The organism is Providencia hangzhouensis (assembly GCF_029193595.2).
GTDB classification, from domain to species: Bacteria; Pseudomonadota; Gammaproteobacteria; order Enterobacterales; family Enterobacteriaceae; genus Providencia; species Providencia hangzhouensis.
On the sequence record NZ_CP135052.1, the window covers coordinates 244,492 to 260,939 of the forward strand.

Below are 16,448 nucleotides of genomic sequence, written 5' to 3' on the forward strand. Positions count from 1 at the left end.
TCATATACTTTTGTATACTCCCCGAGATAGCCGAATTTTGCCGCCTTGCTCTAGCACGAACTATGTTGAGTATTACTGGTTCGTTATCTGATTATTTAGAACATTGGATGTTCTGCGTGGGCTAGTGTTTCGCTTTTTCGATTAGCTGGTAGGCCGCAGTGATGCGGTCAGGGATTGGATACCATTTGTTGGATAAAATAATAATACCCACTTGGTTTTCCGGAATAAATGCCGCATAGGTTGCAAAACCATTGGTTGAACCTGTTTTATTGTAAAAAGCCTGTGTTTCAGGTGGCATTACAGGATGGATAGCTTCAACTTTTTGCGGTGTGAGCGCCATTTCATTTCGGTTACCTTGCTGTAATTGAGCAAGAGATACTGGCCACGAATAGCTTTCCCACATCATATCTTGCATAAATGAATCGGTCATATAGAACCCAGTATGGGTGTTTTCTACGGCTTCTTGCCACGGCTTAGCGACTTTCTTCGTTTGCATATTAATATCTAAGAAGCGAATTAGATCTTTAGCATTAGATTTCAAACCATAAGATTCAGCATCTAAAATTTGTGGTGCTACACGAATGGGCTGATCGTGCTTATTATAACCTTGAGCATAATTTTTCTGTTGGTTTTTAGGGACATGAATATAGGTATGTTTTAGCCCAAGTGCAGGCAACATCAATTTTTCCATCGCTTGCTCAAATGGCATTTTGAGTTGTTTAGCGGTAACGATACCGAGTAGCCCCACGCCAAGATTTGAATAAGAGCGATATTGCCCAATGGCTTTGGTCGGTTTCCACTGCTGGTAATAACGGATTAATTCAGCTGAATTAGTAATGCTATCAGGCACAAATAACGATAAACCGGAAGTGTGAGTAGCCAAGTTCATTACTGTGACTTGGTCAAAAGCAGACCCTTTTAATTCAGGAAGATAGTGGCTTACCTTTTGCGAAAAATCGAGTTTTCCTTGGTCTTGTGCATAGGCTGCGAGTGTGGCAGTAAACGTTTTAGACAAAGAACCAATCTCAAATAAAGTCTCATCACTGACAGGTACTAAGCTTTGCTTAGACTGCACACCATAGTGATAAATATAGTGTTTCCCTTCAACGGAAATTGCGACAGACATCCCTGGGATCTGTTTTTGTTCCATCAGAGGTTTAATAATGTCATCCACATCCTTTTGAGTGAACGCATTAGCGGATAGCGTGGTTAACGCCAAACTCAGTGCGACAAAAATTCGCCCCTGACGAAAAAGAGTTTTCATAGAGTTATTCCAATAAGTACAAGTTTAAGTTATTGCTAACAGGAGCTGAAAGCACTTCATTGTAAATTTAAAGTGCTTTAATATAGGCTATTATGGGGTTAAGCCGCGATTGCCAAGCAGTATGCATGCTTTCAGTCATTATTTAAAACGATATAAAATTCGATGAGGTAAAAGAAAATCTTATGGCAGAAAATTATCGTCATCGGCTTCCACTCAATGCGCTTAGGGCATTCGAAGCTTCAGCGCGGCATTTAAGTTTTACACGAGCAGGAATAGAGTTGAATGTCACTCAGGCAGCTGTTAGTCAACAAGTTAGGTTGTTAGAGGAGCAGCTGGGACTAGAACTCTTTATTCGCTTACCTCGAGGGCTTGCATTAACTGATGAAGGGCTTGCATTGCTACCCGTATTGAGCCGCTCTTTTGACCAGATTGAGTCATTACTACTGCAATTTGAAGATGGCCATTATCGAGAAGCTTTAAGTATTTCAGTGGTCGGTACATTTGCTGTGGGCTGGTTATTGCCAAGATTAACCCAATTCTCGGAACTATACCCTTATATTGATTTACGCATTATGACTCATAACAATGTGGTGAATCTCGCTGCCGAAGGCGTTGATTTTGCTATTCGCTTTGGGGAGGGCTTATGGCCACTGGTTGAAAATATCCCCCTATTTTCAACAGCTCATACTGTACTTTGTTCAGAGAAAGTCGCAAGCCAGCTCAAACATCCATTAGATTTAAAATCCCACCAGTTAATGCGTTCATATCGTAAAGATGAATGGGAAAAATGGTTTTTAGCTGCGGAGATTGAACCTTGGCGTGTCAAAGGCCCAGTATTTGATTCATCGCGTTTAATGGTTGAGGCTGCGTTATTAACTGACAGTATAGCATTGGTGCCAAGTTGCATGTTTAGTCATGAATTAAGTGCTGGGGCGTTAGTTCAACCTTTTGATATATCTGTAACACTGGGTGGATATTGGTTAAGCCGTTTAAAGTCAAGAGTCATGACACCAGCGATGGCGATATTTCGTCATTGGTTGGTGGAGGAGTCTAAAAAAGAATAATAAGTCGGTGCTATACTATAAATAGAAATAGCACCGATATTTAATTTATTGGCATATTATAATGCTCATATTTAGAGGTTAGAATACCAAAGCTTCAGCAGAGAAATAATTCTTTTTATTAACAGAGAGCTCTGTACTATTAATATCCGTAATGGTTTCAGTAAAGAAATAGGTCGGCGAAACATTAAATATTTGTGCCAACTGGTAAATAGTATCGACATGAATATTAACCTCGCCATTTTCATAGCGTGATTGGTGTTGTTGGCTAATGCCTAACAATATGCTTAAATCTTTACCACTCATTCCGTGACTTTCTCTTAATGATCTTATTTTTAAACCGACGGATTTAGATATTTTTCGTTTCATGATTTTCTCTCTAATTTATTTTAAATATTATAATGTTAATATAATTAAATATTTTTAATGTAATTGGATCTTCTAGTGATATGTATTATTACTTAATTTATTAAAAATCATGGGACTGAAAGAAGGTTTTAATATCAATCTCAAAATACGTTGCATACTGGAACAATCTATCTAAAGTAATTCTATTTACTCCTCTTTCATATCGTGACTGCTGTTGTGGGCTGATGCCAATAACCTCGGATAGTTCATTAACTGAAAGTCCATTCGTTTTCCGATAAAAAAGTATTTTTTTGCCAATTAGGTGAGATGTTGAATAAGGCATATATACTCCTATAATTATATTTTTTATTTCTAACTAAACACGATGAAAGATTACCTCTCTATCTTAACCATTTTAATAAAATAGTAAATTTGCTATTTATCAATTGTTCGATGATATTTTTCGATGTTAGCAATAAAAATCAAGTTATAAATAAATTAATATCTTTTTATGATTAATGTTGGATGCTATTTATTCATATCTTATGTTAACCGAAGCTGTTGAGTTTGCAGTTCCTGCAGTTATATTATTAGCAGTCTTAATATATCTAGCTTTCCAATTAAAAATATAATCGCCACCTGCAACATTGTTTTGCAAAGTGAACTTTGAGTTGAGCTTTATCGGGTTGCTGTTTCTATCCAATAATTGAATGGCGACTCCAGTCGCTTGACCTTGCCCAGACAATTTAATCTTCCCTGTATTGATATCAACATACCCAGCACTACTTGTGACTGTCACTTTTAGATTGGTGCCTGCAGCGCAGCTTAATGTAATGGGTATATTGACACTATTGCTAGTAGAGCCAATAGCTTTAAACTGAGTATCATACCAAGTCCCTAAGTTAACATTGTAACTTGTCGCTTTTGTTGAGCACTTTAATACATTAATTTTGATAGCACCTGCTGGAATATTCAGCGATGTTAAATTCCACGTACTGTTATGTGGCGCAGGGTTACGCTGTGTTAGTCTTCCCACATGCCCTGCCTTTAAATTTCCCCCTTGTGTGACTTGTCCTGTTTTTTTTATGGTAATCGTCCAATATGGGTTAGCAATAGTCCAAGCGGCTGGGTTAGCTGCTGTTGGTGGTCCATAACGTGTATTTAAAAAACCGATATTGGTTGCTTTCACTTGAATGCTGATGCCCGGTATATTACTGGCTGCAATTTTATTGCCGTTTGGTACCCAACCATTGACATAGTCAGCGTGTAAGTAGGCATCACCACATTGACCATTACTTTTTGGGCCTGAAAATGTATTGACTTGTGAGCCTTTAAAATTGACCTGAATAGTGGCTAAATCGCGAGCCCCTGTATCATCATATTGCAGCGAATAGGTTCTTGCTGGTACATTCACCACAACATTCCGTAAATTAGGATTTTGAATACAGGCCGCTTGTGTATATGCAGAATAAGCAAAAACCGAGCCTATTATTACCAGTAAAATTTTCTTTTTAGTCATAAAATATCCTTAACATTTACTTTTTTTATTTAAATATTTTTCTTCTGCATGCTCAATCTCATTGATCTCTCTAGAATTGAAAATAAAAAAAGCCATAATATCAATTTCAAATATCTTAGAGTAATGATAAAGCCTATCAATATTAATTCGATTAATACCACGCTCATAGCGTGACTGTTGTTGTTCACTCACACCCACGATATTAGATAAATTTTCTAATGTCATGCCTTTCATTTTTCGGTAATAGGTGATTTTATTGCCAATTATTTTTGATATAAGATAGTAATTAGGCATACCGCTTTCCCCTATTAAAACTGATATAATTAAAACAAACTTACTTACTGATATGTAAATGTAAATTCTAAATGGCTTTTAAATGAACCTGCAACCATACCACTTCCATAACCCGAGACTCTTGCAGATAATGGGATTTCAACATTTCGCGTTTGAGTATTAACATTCGCGGTAATGGTATCGCCATTTTTTATTGTTGTTTTATTGCCGGTATTGGCTAAATTTAATGCCACATTTTTCGCCGTACCATTATTAATAAAATGTTCAGTTATTGTTGAGTCTGGCGTACCTGATATTTTCATTACAGCTTTGGTGGTGCCTACAGGGCAATTTTTTAGCTTCACGGAAAAATCAACCCACGGAGATTTTTGCGTATCTTTGATATTCCAAATATTAATTTTTTTCAAATCGATTAAATAATTATTTTTTTCAACCTCACAAGGAGCAGCAATAACGACGCCATGCACTTTAATATTTGCTGTTAGCCCAAATGCAGTTAAAGAACAGCTCATTAGTGATAGTAATAGGATAAAATGTCTCATATTATTTTCTCTTTTATAAATAGGTAATTGTTGCCGTAATATTGGCGGAAATAGTTCCCGGAGTGGCATTACCTAATGAGCTAAAGGCGCGTGTGCGTAATGGAATATTAATATTCGCTTGCCCATTTGTCGGAACTTGTAATACTTTTTGGTTACCTAAAGCGGTTGTTCCATTACCATTTTGTAGTTGAACGGCTAAGTTTTTAGCCGTACCTTGATTTTTGTATAAGCTTGCTGCATCCGCAGTATCTGCGGTTCCTGTAAACGTCAGTTTTACTTGATTAATAAAAGATGAACAATTATTTAGGCTAATATTAAATGTGTTCCAGTTAGAACCTGAACTCGCATTACGAAATACATCAGCAGAAATATTTTTCAGGTCAATATCAATATTATTCCCACCGGTAATATTGCAAGTTGCGGCTCTAATATTTCCGGTAAAGTTCAATGTCACTGTGCTAGCAGCAAATAAATTCCCACTGAATATTAAGCTACTAAGTAAAAGTAAATTTTTAGATATTTTTTTCATTTTTTATTCCTACTCATAGCGAATATTTACAGTAGCAGAGGCATTCGCTGTACCCGGCGTGATGTTATCTGCCGTTTTGATATAGCGAGCTTTCCAATCAAACATATAATCACCAGCCGGCACATTATTTTGCAGGCTATTTAAAGTGTTCAACTTGATCGGGTTATTATTTTTATCTAGCAATTGTATTGCGACACCAGTGGCGCTATCAGGTCCCGTTAGAGCTAATTTTCCTGTAGCGGTATCTTCATATTTAGAACTTGTGACCGTCGCTTTAATATTGGTACCCGCTGCACATGTTAAGGTAATTGGAATATCTACAGGCGCACTGGTTGAGCCTATATTAGGGAATTGTGTATCATACCAATCTTGCATATCAATATTGTAGGTTGACTGGTTGTTCTTTAATGAACAGCTAAGTACATTGATACGAATCGCATTTGCAGGCATGTTTAAGGTTGTTAGATACCAAGTGCTAATGGGCGCTGATTTTTTTGAGTTAATTGAGCTACTGGGCCAGAGCGCAGGGTATTTGACGAGGTTACCTGCCCTATTTTTTTTATTTTAATATACCAAACGGTATCTGATATTTCCCATGGTTGCTTGCCACTTGAGGAAGGGCCAAACCAACGATTGAAATCTCCACCTATTGATGCAGTTTGAACTGAAATACCGATACCAGGAATATTTGATGTTGCAACACCATTATTGGGAACCCAGTTATTAATAAAATCACCATATAAGTAAGATATACCACAGCTCCCATTTCCTTCAGAATAGGTAGTTGTCATCGAACCAGATAAATAACGGACACTTAGTGCCCCTAATTCTCTGGTAGTTATATCATCATACTGAATGTTATAAGTTGCTGTAGGAATATTCACTTGTATATTATTAAATCTTGGATTCTGGATACAGGCTGCATTTGTATAGCTTGAATATAAAAATAGACTTATAAATATAAAAGTAGACTTATAGAATAAATTTTTCATTTATATCACCGATTATTTACAAATTGCAGCTGTTTTATATAACCCCATATAATTCGATATACCTGCTAAGTTATAATTTACTTGGCATTGTTGTTTATCGTTATATTGAATGGTAAAGCTGCCATTTTCAGCTAAACCAGATAAATAAATTTCGCCATCATTGCCCACTATATTATTTAGCTGAGGATTATCTTTAAATATCGCCTGAGCACCAAAAGGTACGGGGTTACCATCAGCAAAGGTTAATATCATGATGGCTCGGTACCCGACATTTGCGGCAAAGCTGGCTTTCACTAGAGCGCCACGGCTTGGTGCAACACTTTGGCTGGTTAACTCCATTTCCGTATTTTCAGGTAGTTCAGAAGTATCAATATCAATCACATTTTTACGATAAGCCGTGATATAAGGCACGAGTGCATAACCTTGGTTATTAGTGACAACCCCTGCTTGGTTTAATACTGGTACATCACCTGCATCTGGGATTTCAACAATAGCCGCGGTTTCGCCTAATTGTTGACCGAGTACAAGGCCGCCAGAGTGAGCCACTAAGCTACCATTAACACCGTAATAGAGGTTATAGTTGTCTTTGCTATAGCCTGTTCCACCTGAAATTTCACCATATTGGCCTTTATAAGAAGCGTTCATATTACCGCTCGTACCTTGTTCTTGAGTGGTGAAACCCTGCTGCATGCTCCAATTTAAGCGGTTATTAAGTTGTGAAGCGGAAAGCCCAATACTGCCTGTGCTTGGGCCGTTGCTGCTACTATTACTGTTAAAGTTGTAATAGAAGGTGTTATCAAACACGGTAAATGGCACACTGACAGAGAAGGCAAGCTGATGATCATCTTCACTTTTCGTACGGCTACCGGAAGTATATGAGTAGCTATTGGTATTTTTGTTATAGGTATAATTCAAACTATAACTAATGCCTTGCCAACTGTTGTTATAACCCACGGTGGCAGACTGAGTTTTACGGTCACTATTCCAGTAGTCTTCATTGATATAGCCTACGGAGATTGAACCAAAGTTATCCCCTAAGTTTTGGCTGAGGGTGATCTCACCGCGATTACGGCGGCGTTCAATTTCAGGGATATAGTTTGTATTTCTATAGCCGTCAAAGACTTCCGCTAAACTGTAAAAACCTTTAGTGGAATAACGATAACCAGCCAATGCGATATTAGTACCAATATCGTTGATATTTTTGTTATAGCGGAAACGGTATGATTGGCCTTTTTCCTTAACGTCATTACTTAGCGTTGAATTTGCATGGGTAACGTCAATGGATAACGCACCAAATCGCCCAAGGTTTTGGCCTGCGCCGATGGAGTAAGATTGGTAATGCTCACTCACTTGGCTACCACCATAAGCGGTAATACCATAAGGTAGACCATAGATTAAGGTAAATTGGCCAAATTTTGTTTTATCAATGCTACTGTCATAAGCGCGGTATTCTCCGCCCGTTACGCTATAAGAAAAATATCCTTCACGTTGCAATACAGGTAATGAAGCAAAAGGAACGATTTGATATTGCTCACTACCGTTGGATTCTTTGATGGTGACATGCAAATCACCGCTTCCCCCCGTTGGGTATAAGTCATTGATTTCAAAAGGGCCCGCAGCCACCTCGGTTTGGTAGATAATGTAACCATTTTGGCGGATCGTCACCTGTGCGTTGCTACGAGCAATCCCACGTACAACGGGCGCATAGCCGCGTAAACTCTCAGGGGACATATCATCATCTGTCGCAAGCTGAGCACCACGAAATGGCACGCTATCAAAAACCATCGAAGGTGAGACACTATCTCCCAAGGTCAACTGACTTTTGATGCTATTAATACCGCGTGATGCGTAGGTATAGATGGTATCCCATTTACCGGATTGGTCGGTACTACTTGACCATGTTGTGTAATTGCGTAGCCGCCATGCTCCAATATTTAAGCCAGGTCTTAAATTTACATAATGGGATGTGTTATCCGAACCACTACTTTTACGATCGTAATTCTTAGAGCCGTTATAGCTATAATTTAATAGCAGTGCGTTGATCCCATTATCGATATTGGCTAAGTCAACGTAACCCCTTGGGTTTCTATCCAATGCGATTTGGGGGATGCTTAAATATAAACGTTGAGAATCAAACTCAAAATTACTTGTGGCATCAGGAATCGCTGCAAGGTTTACACAGTGACTTCCTGCGGTTTGTAATTCAGGGTATTCCGCTGTTTTGATACCAAACTCTTTAATATCAGCAAGTGATAAACATGGAACTAATTGGTTACGGCTATTTTTTTCAAATTTAAGATTTTTAGCACCAATTAAGTTGGTGTTGACATAAATATCAACATAGTAGTCACCGGCTAATTGCTCATTATTCTCGAACTGTGACAAATCAACCGAATCTTTATTCGGTAGCTCTAAAAAGTCAGGATCAAAGTAGACATTATTTTCTGTTTTTTCTTCAGCATATAGCGATGCGGTATAGCCTAAATATAATAGTAGGCCTAGAGATATTTTATTTATTTTCATGATAAAGCCCAACTTATTTTATAGTTTTATATTTTCTTTTCGAGTGCTTCTGGTGCTGCACCATAATCATTAATAACTTCCCATTTAATTGTTCCATTAGTATTTGAGTTATTAATCTCGAAAGTCGCACTTGAGAAAGGTGCAGCATAAGAAACATCATTAGCCTTCGTTCCGTTAAAGCTGATGCTCTGGAAATTCATAAAATAAGGTGTTGGGTTTTTAACCGTAATTTTATTTCCAGATTTAGACCACACTAATTTTTTTTGCTCTTCAATAAAATTAACATCTTTTAATGCTTTAGGGCGATAAATTAATTTCATTTGTGTTTTAAAGGCAATTTGTAATGAGTTTTCTGTTCTTTCTGTTGCTGGAATAGTTTTTATATTTAACCAGAACAATGACTCTCTATCATTAGGTAATTTATTTTCTGTTAAAAATATTCTAAGCGCATTAGTTCTATCTGCATTTAGCCTAAATAATGGTGGTGTGATAGAAAAATCAGACTGTTTTTTTTCATCTATATTATCTATCCAAGATTGAATCAAATAAGGGATTTTATCTGGATTTTCTACGCTGATGCTGACATCTTTGTTTCCCTCATTATAAATAACACGGGTTCCACCAATTATAACACCAGCATTCGCAGTATTTATTAGCGTAAGTAAGGAAATGAAAATATAGATAATAGATTTCATAATACCACCATTGATTATTATTAGATAAGGCTTAAGTCCTTTTAAACCTTATTTATTACTTAGTTATAATTGATTGTGAAAGTTGCTGTCGCATTTGCAGGACCAGGAGTCACTGTGTCAGACTTAGCAATATAACGTGCTCTGAAATCTAAATTATTTTCCACATTTTGTTGTAATGGATATGCTTTAGAGGCAGTAAATAATGGAACAATTTTATTCGTATCATCAGTAATTTGAATTCCAACGCCAGTTGCAACGCCAGTTTCTTCTTTTAATTTAATAACTTCATCATCACCAATATAAGAATCAGCATCAAATTTTACTGAAGCCGTTGTTACTGTAGCAGGGCAATTAATTAATTTAATCGTAAATTTAGTTGCTGCCGCTGTACTTCCTGCGTTTGGTAATGCTTTTTTAGATACTTGTCCTAAGTTTACTTTTAGTGCATCAGAGCCAGCTGCTAATTCGCATGCTTGGTCGATGATTTCACCTGTAAAGTCGATAGTACCATCTGCTGCTAATGCATTATTAACAGCAAAGATTGAGGTTGCAGCAATTAATGATGCAAGTAAGTTCTTTTTCATTTGTTTTTCTCCAAAAGATAATTATTTATTTTTATTGAGTAGGTGGAATTACCAATTACTCAATTGGAGAGTATTTTGAAACTATTTATTAAAATAAACAAGTTTTGTAAAATTTGGTAAAATATAATTAAATTTTAAAGTATTTAATTTTTTTAATTAAGTTAACACATTATAAGAGAAGGATTAATACACTATATTGAGCTAAGTTAAATATAATTTTTTTTGATTTTTTCACTAAAGTTAAATAACGATATAAAACTAAGAATAATTATAAGGAGGGATATAAGTTTAATTTATCTCTCATATGGTGATAATTTGGGGTTATAAGGTTTTGACTTATTAGACCACATACAGTGGATGTTGTATTTTTACTATCGAAAAATGAAATAATAGTATAGTTATCGGATTTAGCAGGTCTAAATGTGCTATTTATTTGGTTTTTTATAGAGAAAATGGTGTTGCCATTCAGTAAATGAATAAAAATAGGGGGTAACCTTGGTTTTAAGGAAACATTAAATGACTATCAAAATGTTCTTATTAAATTCAATTAAGTAGCCTTAATTTTAATTCGCTATGTTAAGGCTACGTGAGAGATTTCTTACTTATAGATACCTTTAGCTACAGTTGTCATGACTATAAATTTCCTATAAATAAATTTAGTTTTGTATTAACACTATTTGTATAAATTGAAATTATGTTCTGGTGATAATAGGCTTTCTGCTTGCAACATTTTTTTTCTATTCTGTTTATTACTCATTGTGTTAACTGGTATTGGGATAGCAAAGTCAACAATTAACTCTTGAATATCAAGGTCGAGTATTTCGGAAATAGAATATAACGTATCAACATGAATCCGGATTTCGCCTAATTCATGGCGAGATTGATGTTGCTGACTAATCCCAAGTAATGTGCTGAGTTGCTGAATACTCATGTTTTGGTCTTTTCTTAGTGTGCGGATCCGCGCTCCGACAATTTTAGAGGTGTTTTTTTTCATACGATAACCAATAATGATTAAGTAAAAATGCTATAAAGAAAATGATTTTTTAATTTCATAACCATTTTTAATTTTTGTTTTTTCATCCTCACTAAATGAAAAGAAATAAATTATATTAATATCAAAATAATTAGAATATTGCTTTAGCCTATCTATCGATATTCGATTATTTCCTCGTTCATAACGTAGTTGCTGTTGCTCACTAATTCCAACAGTTTTAGCAAGGGCAGTAAGAGAGAGTCCTTTATTTTTACGCAATGATTTTATTTTATTACCAATAACCGCAGAGACAGGGTAATAATTGCTCATTATTTAACCTCATTGATTTTTTACTCTTAATTGGTATAGGGTTATATCTTTAACATCACGATATATTTATCAGGTATCCTTTATCCTATCTTGATTTAAATCATAAGTGATCAAACTATGTTTTTTATATTGAAAATATTAAATATTATCGTCATCTCAAAATTTGAACCATTCTAATTAAGATGGTTTATTTTAGATTATCAATATAAAGACACTAGATTTATTAATGATAAACAAATGTAAAATCAAGATGGCTATTAAATGAACCACTTGTCATGCCTGATCCATAACCCGCCATTCTCGCTGATAGTGGAATATCAACTTTGCGGGTTTGTTCATTAACCGGCACCGTAATTTTTTCACCATTTTTTATCGTGGTTTTATTTGCATGGTGGGCTAAGTTTAATGCGACGTTTTTAGCGCTCCCCGTATTGACAAAATAATCAGCGGAGGTCGAGTCAGGCGTGCCTTTAATCTCCATAATGGCTTCTTTGGTGCCCATAGGGCAATTTTTCAATTTAATTGAGAAATCAACCCACGGTGAAGTTTGTGTATCCCGAATATTCCAAACATTGACTTTTTTCAGGTCAATGACATGATTGATGGTTTCTAATTCACAAGGCATAACTGCGACATAACCATGTACATTGATATTAATTTGTTGGTCTGCTGCCAATACGGGGCTGGAAGCAAGACAGAATAAAAGTATCATTTTCTTCATGTTATATGCTCCGGTTTATAAGTAGGTTACGGTGGCGGTAATATTGGCTGAAATAGAGCCGGCCACGACATTACCTGCCATGCTAAAAGCCCGTGTGCGCAGTGGAATCGCGACATCAGATTGCCCATTTAAGGGCACTTGTAATGTTTTTAGGTTACCTAGCTGTGTGGCACCATCACCACTTTGTAGCTGTACAGCGATATTCTGTGCGGTACCTAGATTTTTATATAAGCTAGTCGTATCAGCTGTGTCTGCGGTGCCTGAAAATGTCAGTTTAATTTGATTGATAAATGACGAGCAGTTATTTAATTTAATATCAAAATTTTTCCAGTCGGATCCTGTCTGCGCGCCATTAAATATATCAATCGGTAAACGCTTTAAGTCAATCTCAATATTGTTTCCCCCAGAAATATTACAGGTCGCTGCTTTAATATTACCTTTGAAATTTAATGTTACCGTATCCGCCGCATTAACTAATAATGGCTGACTTAAAATATTGATAGTCAATAGGGTTAATATTGTTTTTTTCATGAGAACCTCTATTCGTAGCGAATATTAACGGTGGCTGTTGCATTCGCACTTCCGGGAGTGATTTTATCTGCCGTTTTAATATAACGGGCTTTCCAGCCAAAAATATAGTCGCCTTCAGGAACATTACTTTGTGAAATGTTACTTGTATTTAGCTTTATGGGGGTATTGTTTTTATCTAGGAGTTGAATTGCTACGCCAGTTGCTTTATCTGTACCAGATAAAGCGAGTTTCCCTGTATTTTGATCAATATAGCCTGAGGAACTGGTAACGGTAGTTTTAATATTTGTTCCCGGATTGCAGGTTAATGTAATTGGAACATCAATAACATCACTAGCATCTCCAATATTTGTAAACTGAGTATCTCGCCAGTCACCCAGCTCAATATTATAAACGGATTGGTTATTTTTCAGTGAACATTGGAGAATGTTGACTTTAATTTGGTCAGTAGGAAAATATAAACTCGCTAAGGTAAAGGTTGTTCTTGGGTAGGGGTTATATGCGAGAGCATGGCCAATGGCACCCGATGATAATGCTCCTGATTGTGTTACCCGCCCAGTTTTTATGAATGTGACTGTCCACATGGGGGTATTAATTCGAAGAGAATGATGAACATTATCATAAGGAGCATAAAATGGTTCCGGCCCACTATTAAGATAAAATCTGTCGTGCATTATTTTTACGCCAATTCCAGGAATATTTGTACTGGCAATATAGTTAGCATTAGGTTTCCAACTATTTGCATAAGCGTATTTCCAGCGTATATTTCCACATGTCCCAGGGTAAGTTGTTATCGCGTAAGGACTTCCACTTACATATCTGTGCTCAAAAATAGATAAGTCGCGAACACTGTTATCATCATAAAGTATATTAAATGTGCGTGGAGTCACGGTTGTTATAACATTATTTAATGCAGGATTTTGTACACAGATTGCATTAGCATGCCCGGCATACAAGTATCCCACAGCCAATACGGAGTTAACTATTAATTTTTTCATTACTGATTTCCTGTTTATCGGCATATGGCAGCGGTTTTATATAACCCCATATAATTTGAAATGCCGGCTAAGTTGTAATTAACCTGACACTGCTGTTTCTCGTTATATTGAATAATAAAGTGACCACTTTCTGCCAAACCGGATAAATAAATTTCGCCATCATTACCCACTAAATTATTTAACTGTGGGTTGTCATTAAATATGGCCTGAGCGCCAAATGGCACGGGCTTCCCATCTGCAAAATTCAATACCATAATGGCGCGATAACCGACATTAGCGGTGAAACTGGATTTCACTAGCGCACCACGGCTTGGGGAGACTGACTGGCTGGTGAGTTCCATTTCCGTGTTGTCAGGTAACGCCGAGGTATCAATGTCGATGGTATTTTTGCGGTAAGCGGTGACGTACGGCACTAACGCATAACCTTGGTTATTGGTTACTACGCCCGCTTGGTTTAATATGGGAACATTCCCTGCATCAGGCACTTCTACCAGCGCAGCGGTCTCACCTAATTGTTGCCCTAACACTAACCCACCCGCGTGGGCGACAAGGCTGCCGTTAGTTCCGTAGTACAGGTTATAGCTATCTTTGCTATAGCTCGCACCACCAGAAATTTCACCATACCTGCCTTTATAGGTGGAGTTCGCATTACCAGAACTGCCTTGCCCCTGATCGGCTAAACTTTGTTGCATGCTCCAATTTAAACGGTTGTTCAGGTGAGATGCTGATACACCGACGCTACTCGAACTGGAGTCTCGGCTACTGTGGTTACTGGCAAAGTTAATGTAGGCGGTATCTTCAAACAAACTGAACGGAATATTGACCGAAAAAGTAAATAAATGGTCTTCATCACTGTATTTTTTTGCCCCAGCACTCTGCGAATAGCTGCTGGTATTCTTGTTATAGGTGTAATTCAGCCCGTAACTGATCCCTTGCCAGCTATTGTTATAGCCAAGGGTTGCTGACTGTGTTTTGCGGTCACTATTCCAATAATCTTCATTAATATAACCCATTGAAATAGAACCGTAAGTATCCCCTAGGTTTTGGCTGAGGGTGATTTCACCGCGATTACGGCGGCGTTCGATTTCAGGAGTGTAAGTGGTATCACGGAAGGTATCAAACACCTCGGATAAACTGTAATACCCTTGGGTCGAATAGCGGTAACCTGCCAAAGCAATATTGGTGCCGATATCATTGAGGTTTTTGTTATATCTAAAGCGGTAAGACTGACCACGTTCTTTGCTGTCATCACGCATTTTGGCGTGAGATTGGGTAATATCAATAGACAGCGCCCCGAAGCGGCCCAAGTTTTGCCCAGCACCTATCGAATAAGATTGGTATTTTTCACTGAACTGACTTCCTCCGAACATAGTGATGCCATAGGGTAAACCGTATACCAAAGTGAACTGACCAAATTTGGTTTTATCTACATGGCTATCATATGAACGGTATTCACCTGCGGTGGTGCTATAAGATAAATAACCCTCACGTTGCAGCACGGGGAGTGAGGCAAAGGGTACAATTTGCACCTGTTCGCTGCCGTTCGACTCTTTTATCGTCACATGTAAGTCACCGCTGCTGCCGGTTGGATAGAGGTCAGTGATTTCAAAGGGGCCTGCTGCCACATCGGTTTGGTAGATGGTGTAACCGTTTTGGCGAATGGTGACCTGTGCGTTGCTGCGGGCTATCCCACGCACAATTGGCGCATAGCCGCGCAGACTTTCAGGGTACATATCATCATCGGTGGCGAGCTGCGCCCCACGAAACGGTACACTGTCAAACACCTCTGACGGAGAAACGCTGTCTCCCAAGGTTAGCTGGCTTTTTATGTGGTTGATCCCACGGGAGGCGTAAGTATAAATAGTATCCCATTTATTGGACTGCCCTGTACTGTTGGACCACGTGGTATAGTTGCGCAGACGCCATGCCCCAATATTTAAGCCGGGGCGTAAATTGACGTAGTTTGAGGAGGTGTCTTCTCCACCGCTACGATCGGTATTTTTAGAACCGCTATAGCTGTAATTCAGTAATAGGGCGGTAATACCGTTATCGATATCGGCAAGGTCAACATAACCCCTCGGGTTTTTCGCCAGCGCGATTTGCGGAATACTTAGGTATAACCGCTGTGAATCAAATTCAAACTGGCTTGTTGCATCAGGAATGATTGCTAAATTGACGCAGCTTGTTTGGCTATTTTGTAGCTCAGGATAATCTGCAATTTTAATATCGAAGCTTTTTAAATCATCCAAAGTTAAGCAAGGAACCAGTTTATTCTCAGTATTTTTATCAAACTTTAAACTTTTTGCCCCGATTAAGTTGGTATTGACATAAATATCAACGTAATAGTTACCCGCCAATTGTTGGTTATTTTCAAATTGGCTTAAATCGACAGCATCTTTATTAGGCAACTCTAGGAAATCAGGGTCAAAATAGATATTTCCTTGTGCTGTATTATTATCGATGGCATTTTCAGCGTATAAAGGTACCGTATAGCCTAAATAAATAAGTAGGCTAAAGCATATTTTATTTATTCTCATTTTAACAACC

General features: G+C 37.5%; 17 protein-coding genes and 1 pseudogene. 1 reads left to right on the forward strand and 17 read right to left on the reverse strand.

Annotated features, from left to right (window positions below):
* Window positions 1-121: 121 nt before the first annotated feature.
* Window positions 122-1,264 (reverse strand): class C beta-lactamase AmpC(Phz), encoded by a 1,143-nt coding sequence (gene ampC(Phz) / locus PZ638_RS01085; RefSeq protein WP_243750174.1) that lies wholly within the window; start codon window positions 1,262-1,264, stop codon window positions 122-124.
* 182 nt (window positions 1,265-1,446) lie between these two features.
* On the opposite strand from ampC(Phz), the gene PZ638_RS01090 reads away from it, so the two are divergent.
* On the forward strand, window positions 1,447-2,328 hold the full coding sequence (locus tag PZ638_RS01090; RefSeq protein WP_110592684.1) for a LysR family transcriptional regulator: 882 nt from the start codon (window positions 1,447-1,449) through the stop codon (window positions 2,326-2,328).
* A 78-nt stretch (window positions 2,329-2,406) separates the two neighbouring features.
* Here PZ638_RS01090 and PZ638_RS01095 read toward each other — a convergent pair whose 3' ends face one another.
* The 16 genes and pseudogenes from PZ638_RS01095 to PZ638_RS01170 form a co-directional block, all read right to left on the reverse strand.
* Window positions 2,407-2,694: a helix-turn-helix domain-containing protein gene (locus tag PZ638_RS01095; RefSeq protein WP_004262793.1), complete on the reverse strand. Its 288-nt coding sequence runs from the start codon at window positions 2,692-2,694 to the stop codon at window positions 2,407-2,409.
* A 100-nt stretch (window positions 2,695-2,794) separates the two neighbouring features.
* Window positions 2,795-3,016 (reverse strand): helix-turn-helix domain-containing protein, encoded by a 222-nt coding sequence (locus PZ638_RS01100; RefSeq protein ID WP_094960821.1) that lies wholly within the window; start codon window positions 3,014-3,016, stop codon window positions 2,795-2,797.
* A 189-nt stretch (window positions 3,017-3,205) separates the two neighbouring features.
* On the reverse strand, window positions 3,206-4,192 hold the full coding sequence (locus PZ638_RS01105; protein WP_196724742.1) for a fimbrial protein: 987 nt from the start codon (window positions 4,190-4,192) through the stop codon (window positions 3,206-3,208).
* Between the two features lie 9 nt (window positions 4,193-4,201).
* Window positions 4,202-4,486 carry a helix-turn-helix domain-containing protein gene (locus PZ638_RS01110; RefSeq protein ID WP_004262784.1) on the reverse strand — a complete coding sequence of 95 codons (285 nt, stop codon included), beginning with the start codon at window positions 4,484-4,486 and terminating at the stop codon, window positions 4,202-4,204.
* Window positions 4,487-4,530: 44 nt separating this feature from the next.
* Window positions 4,531-5,028 (reverse strand): fimbrial protein, encoded by a 498-nt coding sequence (locus tag PZ638_RS01115; RefSeq protein WP_036958601.1) that lies wholly within the window; start codon window positions 5,026-5,028, stop codon window positions 4,531-4,533.
* A gap of 13 nt (window positions 5,029-5,041) precedes the next feature.
* Window positions 5,042-5,557 (reverse strand): fimbrial protein, encoded by a 516-nt coding sequence (locus PZ638_RS01120; RefSeq protein ID WP_004262778.1) that lies wholly within the window; start codon window positions 5,555-5,557, stop codon window positions 5,042-5,044.
* A 9-nt stretch (window positions 5,558-5,566) separates the two neighbouring features.
* Window positions 5,567-6,549 (reverse strand): annotated as a pseudogene (locus PZ638_RS01125) (fimbrial protein).
* 12 nt (window positions 6,550-6,561) lie between these two features.
* Window positions 6,562-9,072 carry a fimbria/pilus outer membrane usher protein gene (locus PZ638_RS01130; protein WP_272674373.1) on the reverse strand — a complete coding sequence of 837 codons (2,511 nt, stop codon included), beginning with the start codon at window positions 9,070-9,072 and terminating at the stop codon, window positions 6,562-6,564.
* A 26-nt stretch (window positions 9,073-9,098) separates the two neighbouring features.
* On the reverse strand, window positions 9,099-9,767 hold the full coding sequence (locus tag PZ638_RS01135; protein WP_272514851.1) for a fimbrial biogenesis chaperone: 669 nt from the start codon (window positions 9,765-9,767) through the stop codon (window positions 9,099-9,101).
* A 59-nt stretch (window positions 9,768-9,826) separates the two neighbouring features.
* On the reverse strand, window positions 9,827-10,351 hold the full coding sequence (locus PZ638_RS01140) for a fimbrial protein (protein WP_094960816.1): 525 nt from the start codon (window positions 10,349-10,351) through the stop codon (window positions 9,827-9,829).
* A gap of 673 nt (window positions 10,352-11,024) precedes the next feature.
* Window positions 11,025-11,345, reverse strand: coding sequence for a helix-turn-helix domain-containing protein (locus PZ638_RS01145; RefSeq protein WP_004262765.1), 321 nt, complete (start codon window positions 11,343-11,345; stop codon window positions 11,025-11,027).
* A gap of 30 nt (window positions 11,346-11,375) precedes the next feature.
* Window positions 11,376-11,654, reverse strand: coding sequence for a helix-turn-helix domain-containing protein (locus tag PZ638_RS01150; protein WP_004262762.1), 279 nt, complete (start codon window positions 11,652-11,654; stop codon window positions 11,376-11,378).
* Window positions 11,655-11,877: 223 nt separating this feature from the next.
* On the reverse strand, window positions 11,878-12,375 hold the full coding sequence (locus PZ638_RS01155) for a fimbrial protein (protein WP_272674370.1): 498 nt from the start codon (window positions 12,373-12,375) through the stop codon (window positions 11,878-11,880).
* Between the two features lie 15 nt (window positions 12,376-12,390).
* Window positions 12,391-12,906, reverse strand: coding sequence for a fimbrial protein (locus PZ638_RS01160; RefSeq protein ID WP_272674368.1), 516 nt, complete (start codon window positions 12,904-12,906; stop codon window positions 12,391-12,393).
* 8 nt (window positions 12,907-12,914) lie between these two features.
* A complete protein-coding gene (locus tag PZ638_RS01165; protein WP_180312296.1) occupies window positions 12,915-13,901 on the reverse strand; it encodes a fimbrial protein in 987 nt (328 codons plus the stop codon).
* A 14-nt stretch (window positions 13,902-13,915) separates the two neighbouring features.
* Window positions 13,916-16,438, reverse strand: coding sequence for a fimbria/pilus outer membrane usher protein (locus PZ638_RS01170; RefSeq protein ID WP_206277874.1), 2,523 nt, complete (start codon window positions 16,436-16,438; stop codon window positions 13,916-13,918).
* Window positions 16,439-16,448 lie beyond the last annotated feature (10 nt).

Bases quoted from the DNA above. Each gene is read 5' to 3' on its own strand.
- PZ638_RS01090 (WP_110592684.1), top strand. From the start codon at position 1,447: ATGGCAGAAAATTATCGTCATCGGCTTCCACTCAATGCGCTTAGGGCA.
- PZ638_RS01095 (WP_004262793.1), bottom strand. From the start codon at position 2,694: ATGAAACGAAAAATATCTAAATCCGTCGGTTTAAAAATAAGATCATTA.
- PZ638_RS01100 (WP_094960821.1), bottom strand. From the start codon at position 3,016: ATGCCTTATTCAACATCTCACCTAATTGGCAAAAAAATACTTTTTTAT.
- PZ638_RS01105 (WP_196724742.1), bottom strand. From the start codon at position 4,192: ATGACTAAAAAGAAAATTTTACTGGTAATAATAGGCTCGGTTTTTGCT.
- PZ638_RS01110 (WP_004262784.1), bottom strand. From the start codon at position 4,486: ATGCCTAATTACTATCTTATATCAAAAATAATTGGCAATAAAATCACC.
- PZ638_RS01115 (WP_036958601.1), bottom strand. From the start codon at position 5,028: ATGAGACATTTTATCCTATTACTATCACTAATGAGCTGTTCTTTAACT.
- PZ638_RS01120 (WP_004262778.1), bottom strand. From the start codon at position 5,557: ATGAAAAAAATATCTAAAAATTTACTTTTACTTAGTAGCTTAATATTC.
- PZ638_RS01130 (WP_272674373.1), bottom strand. From the start codon at position 9,072: ATGAAAATAAATAAAATATCTCTAGGCCTACTATTATATTTAGGCTAT.
- PZ638_RS01135 (WP_272514851.1), bottom strand. From the start codon at position 9,767: ATGAAATCTATTATCTATATTTTCATTTCCTTACTTACGCTAATAAAT.
- PZ638_RS01140 (WP_094960816.1), bottom strand. From the start codon at position 10,351: ATGAAAAAGAACTTACTTGCATCATTAATTGCTGCAACCTCAATCTTT.
- PZ638_RS01145 (WP_004262765.1), bottom strand. From the start codon at position 11,345: ATGAAAAAAAACACCTCTAAAATTGTCGGAGCGCGGATCCGCACACTA.
- PZ638_RS01150 (WP_004262762.1), bottom strand. From the start codon at position 11,654: ATGAGCAATTATTACCCTGTCTCTGCGGTTATTGGTAATAAAATAAAA.
- PZ638_RS01155 (WP_272674370.1), bottom strand. From the start codon at position 12,375: ATGAAGAAAATGATACTTTTATTCTGTCTTGCTTCCAGCCCCGTATTG.
- PZ638_RS01160 (WP_272674368.1), bottom strand. From the start codon at position 12,906: ATGAAAAAAACAATATTAACCCTATTGACTATCAATATTTTAAGTCAG.
- PZ638_RS01165 (WP_180312296.1), bottom strand. From the start codon at position 13,901: ATGAAAAAATTAATAGTTAACTCCGTATTGGCTGTGGGATACTTGTAT.
- PZ638_RS01170 (WP_206277874.1), bottom strand. From the start codon at position 16,438: ATGAGAATAAATAAAATATGCTTTAGCCTACTTATTTATTTAGGCTAT.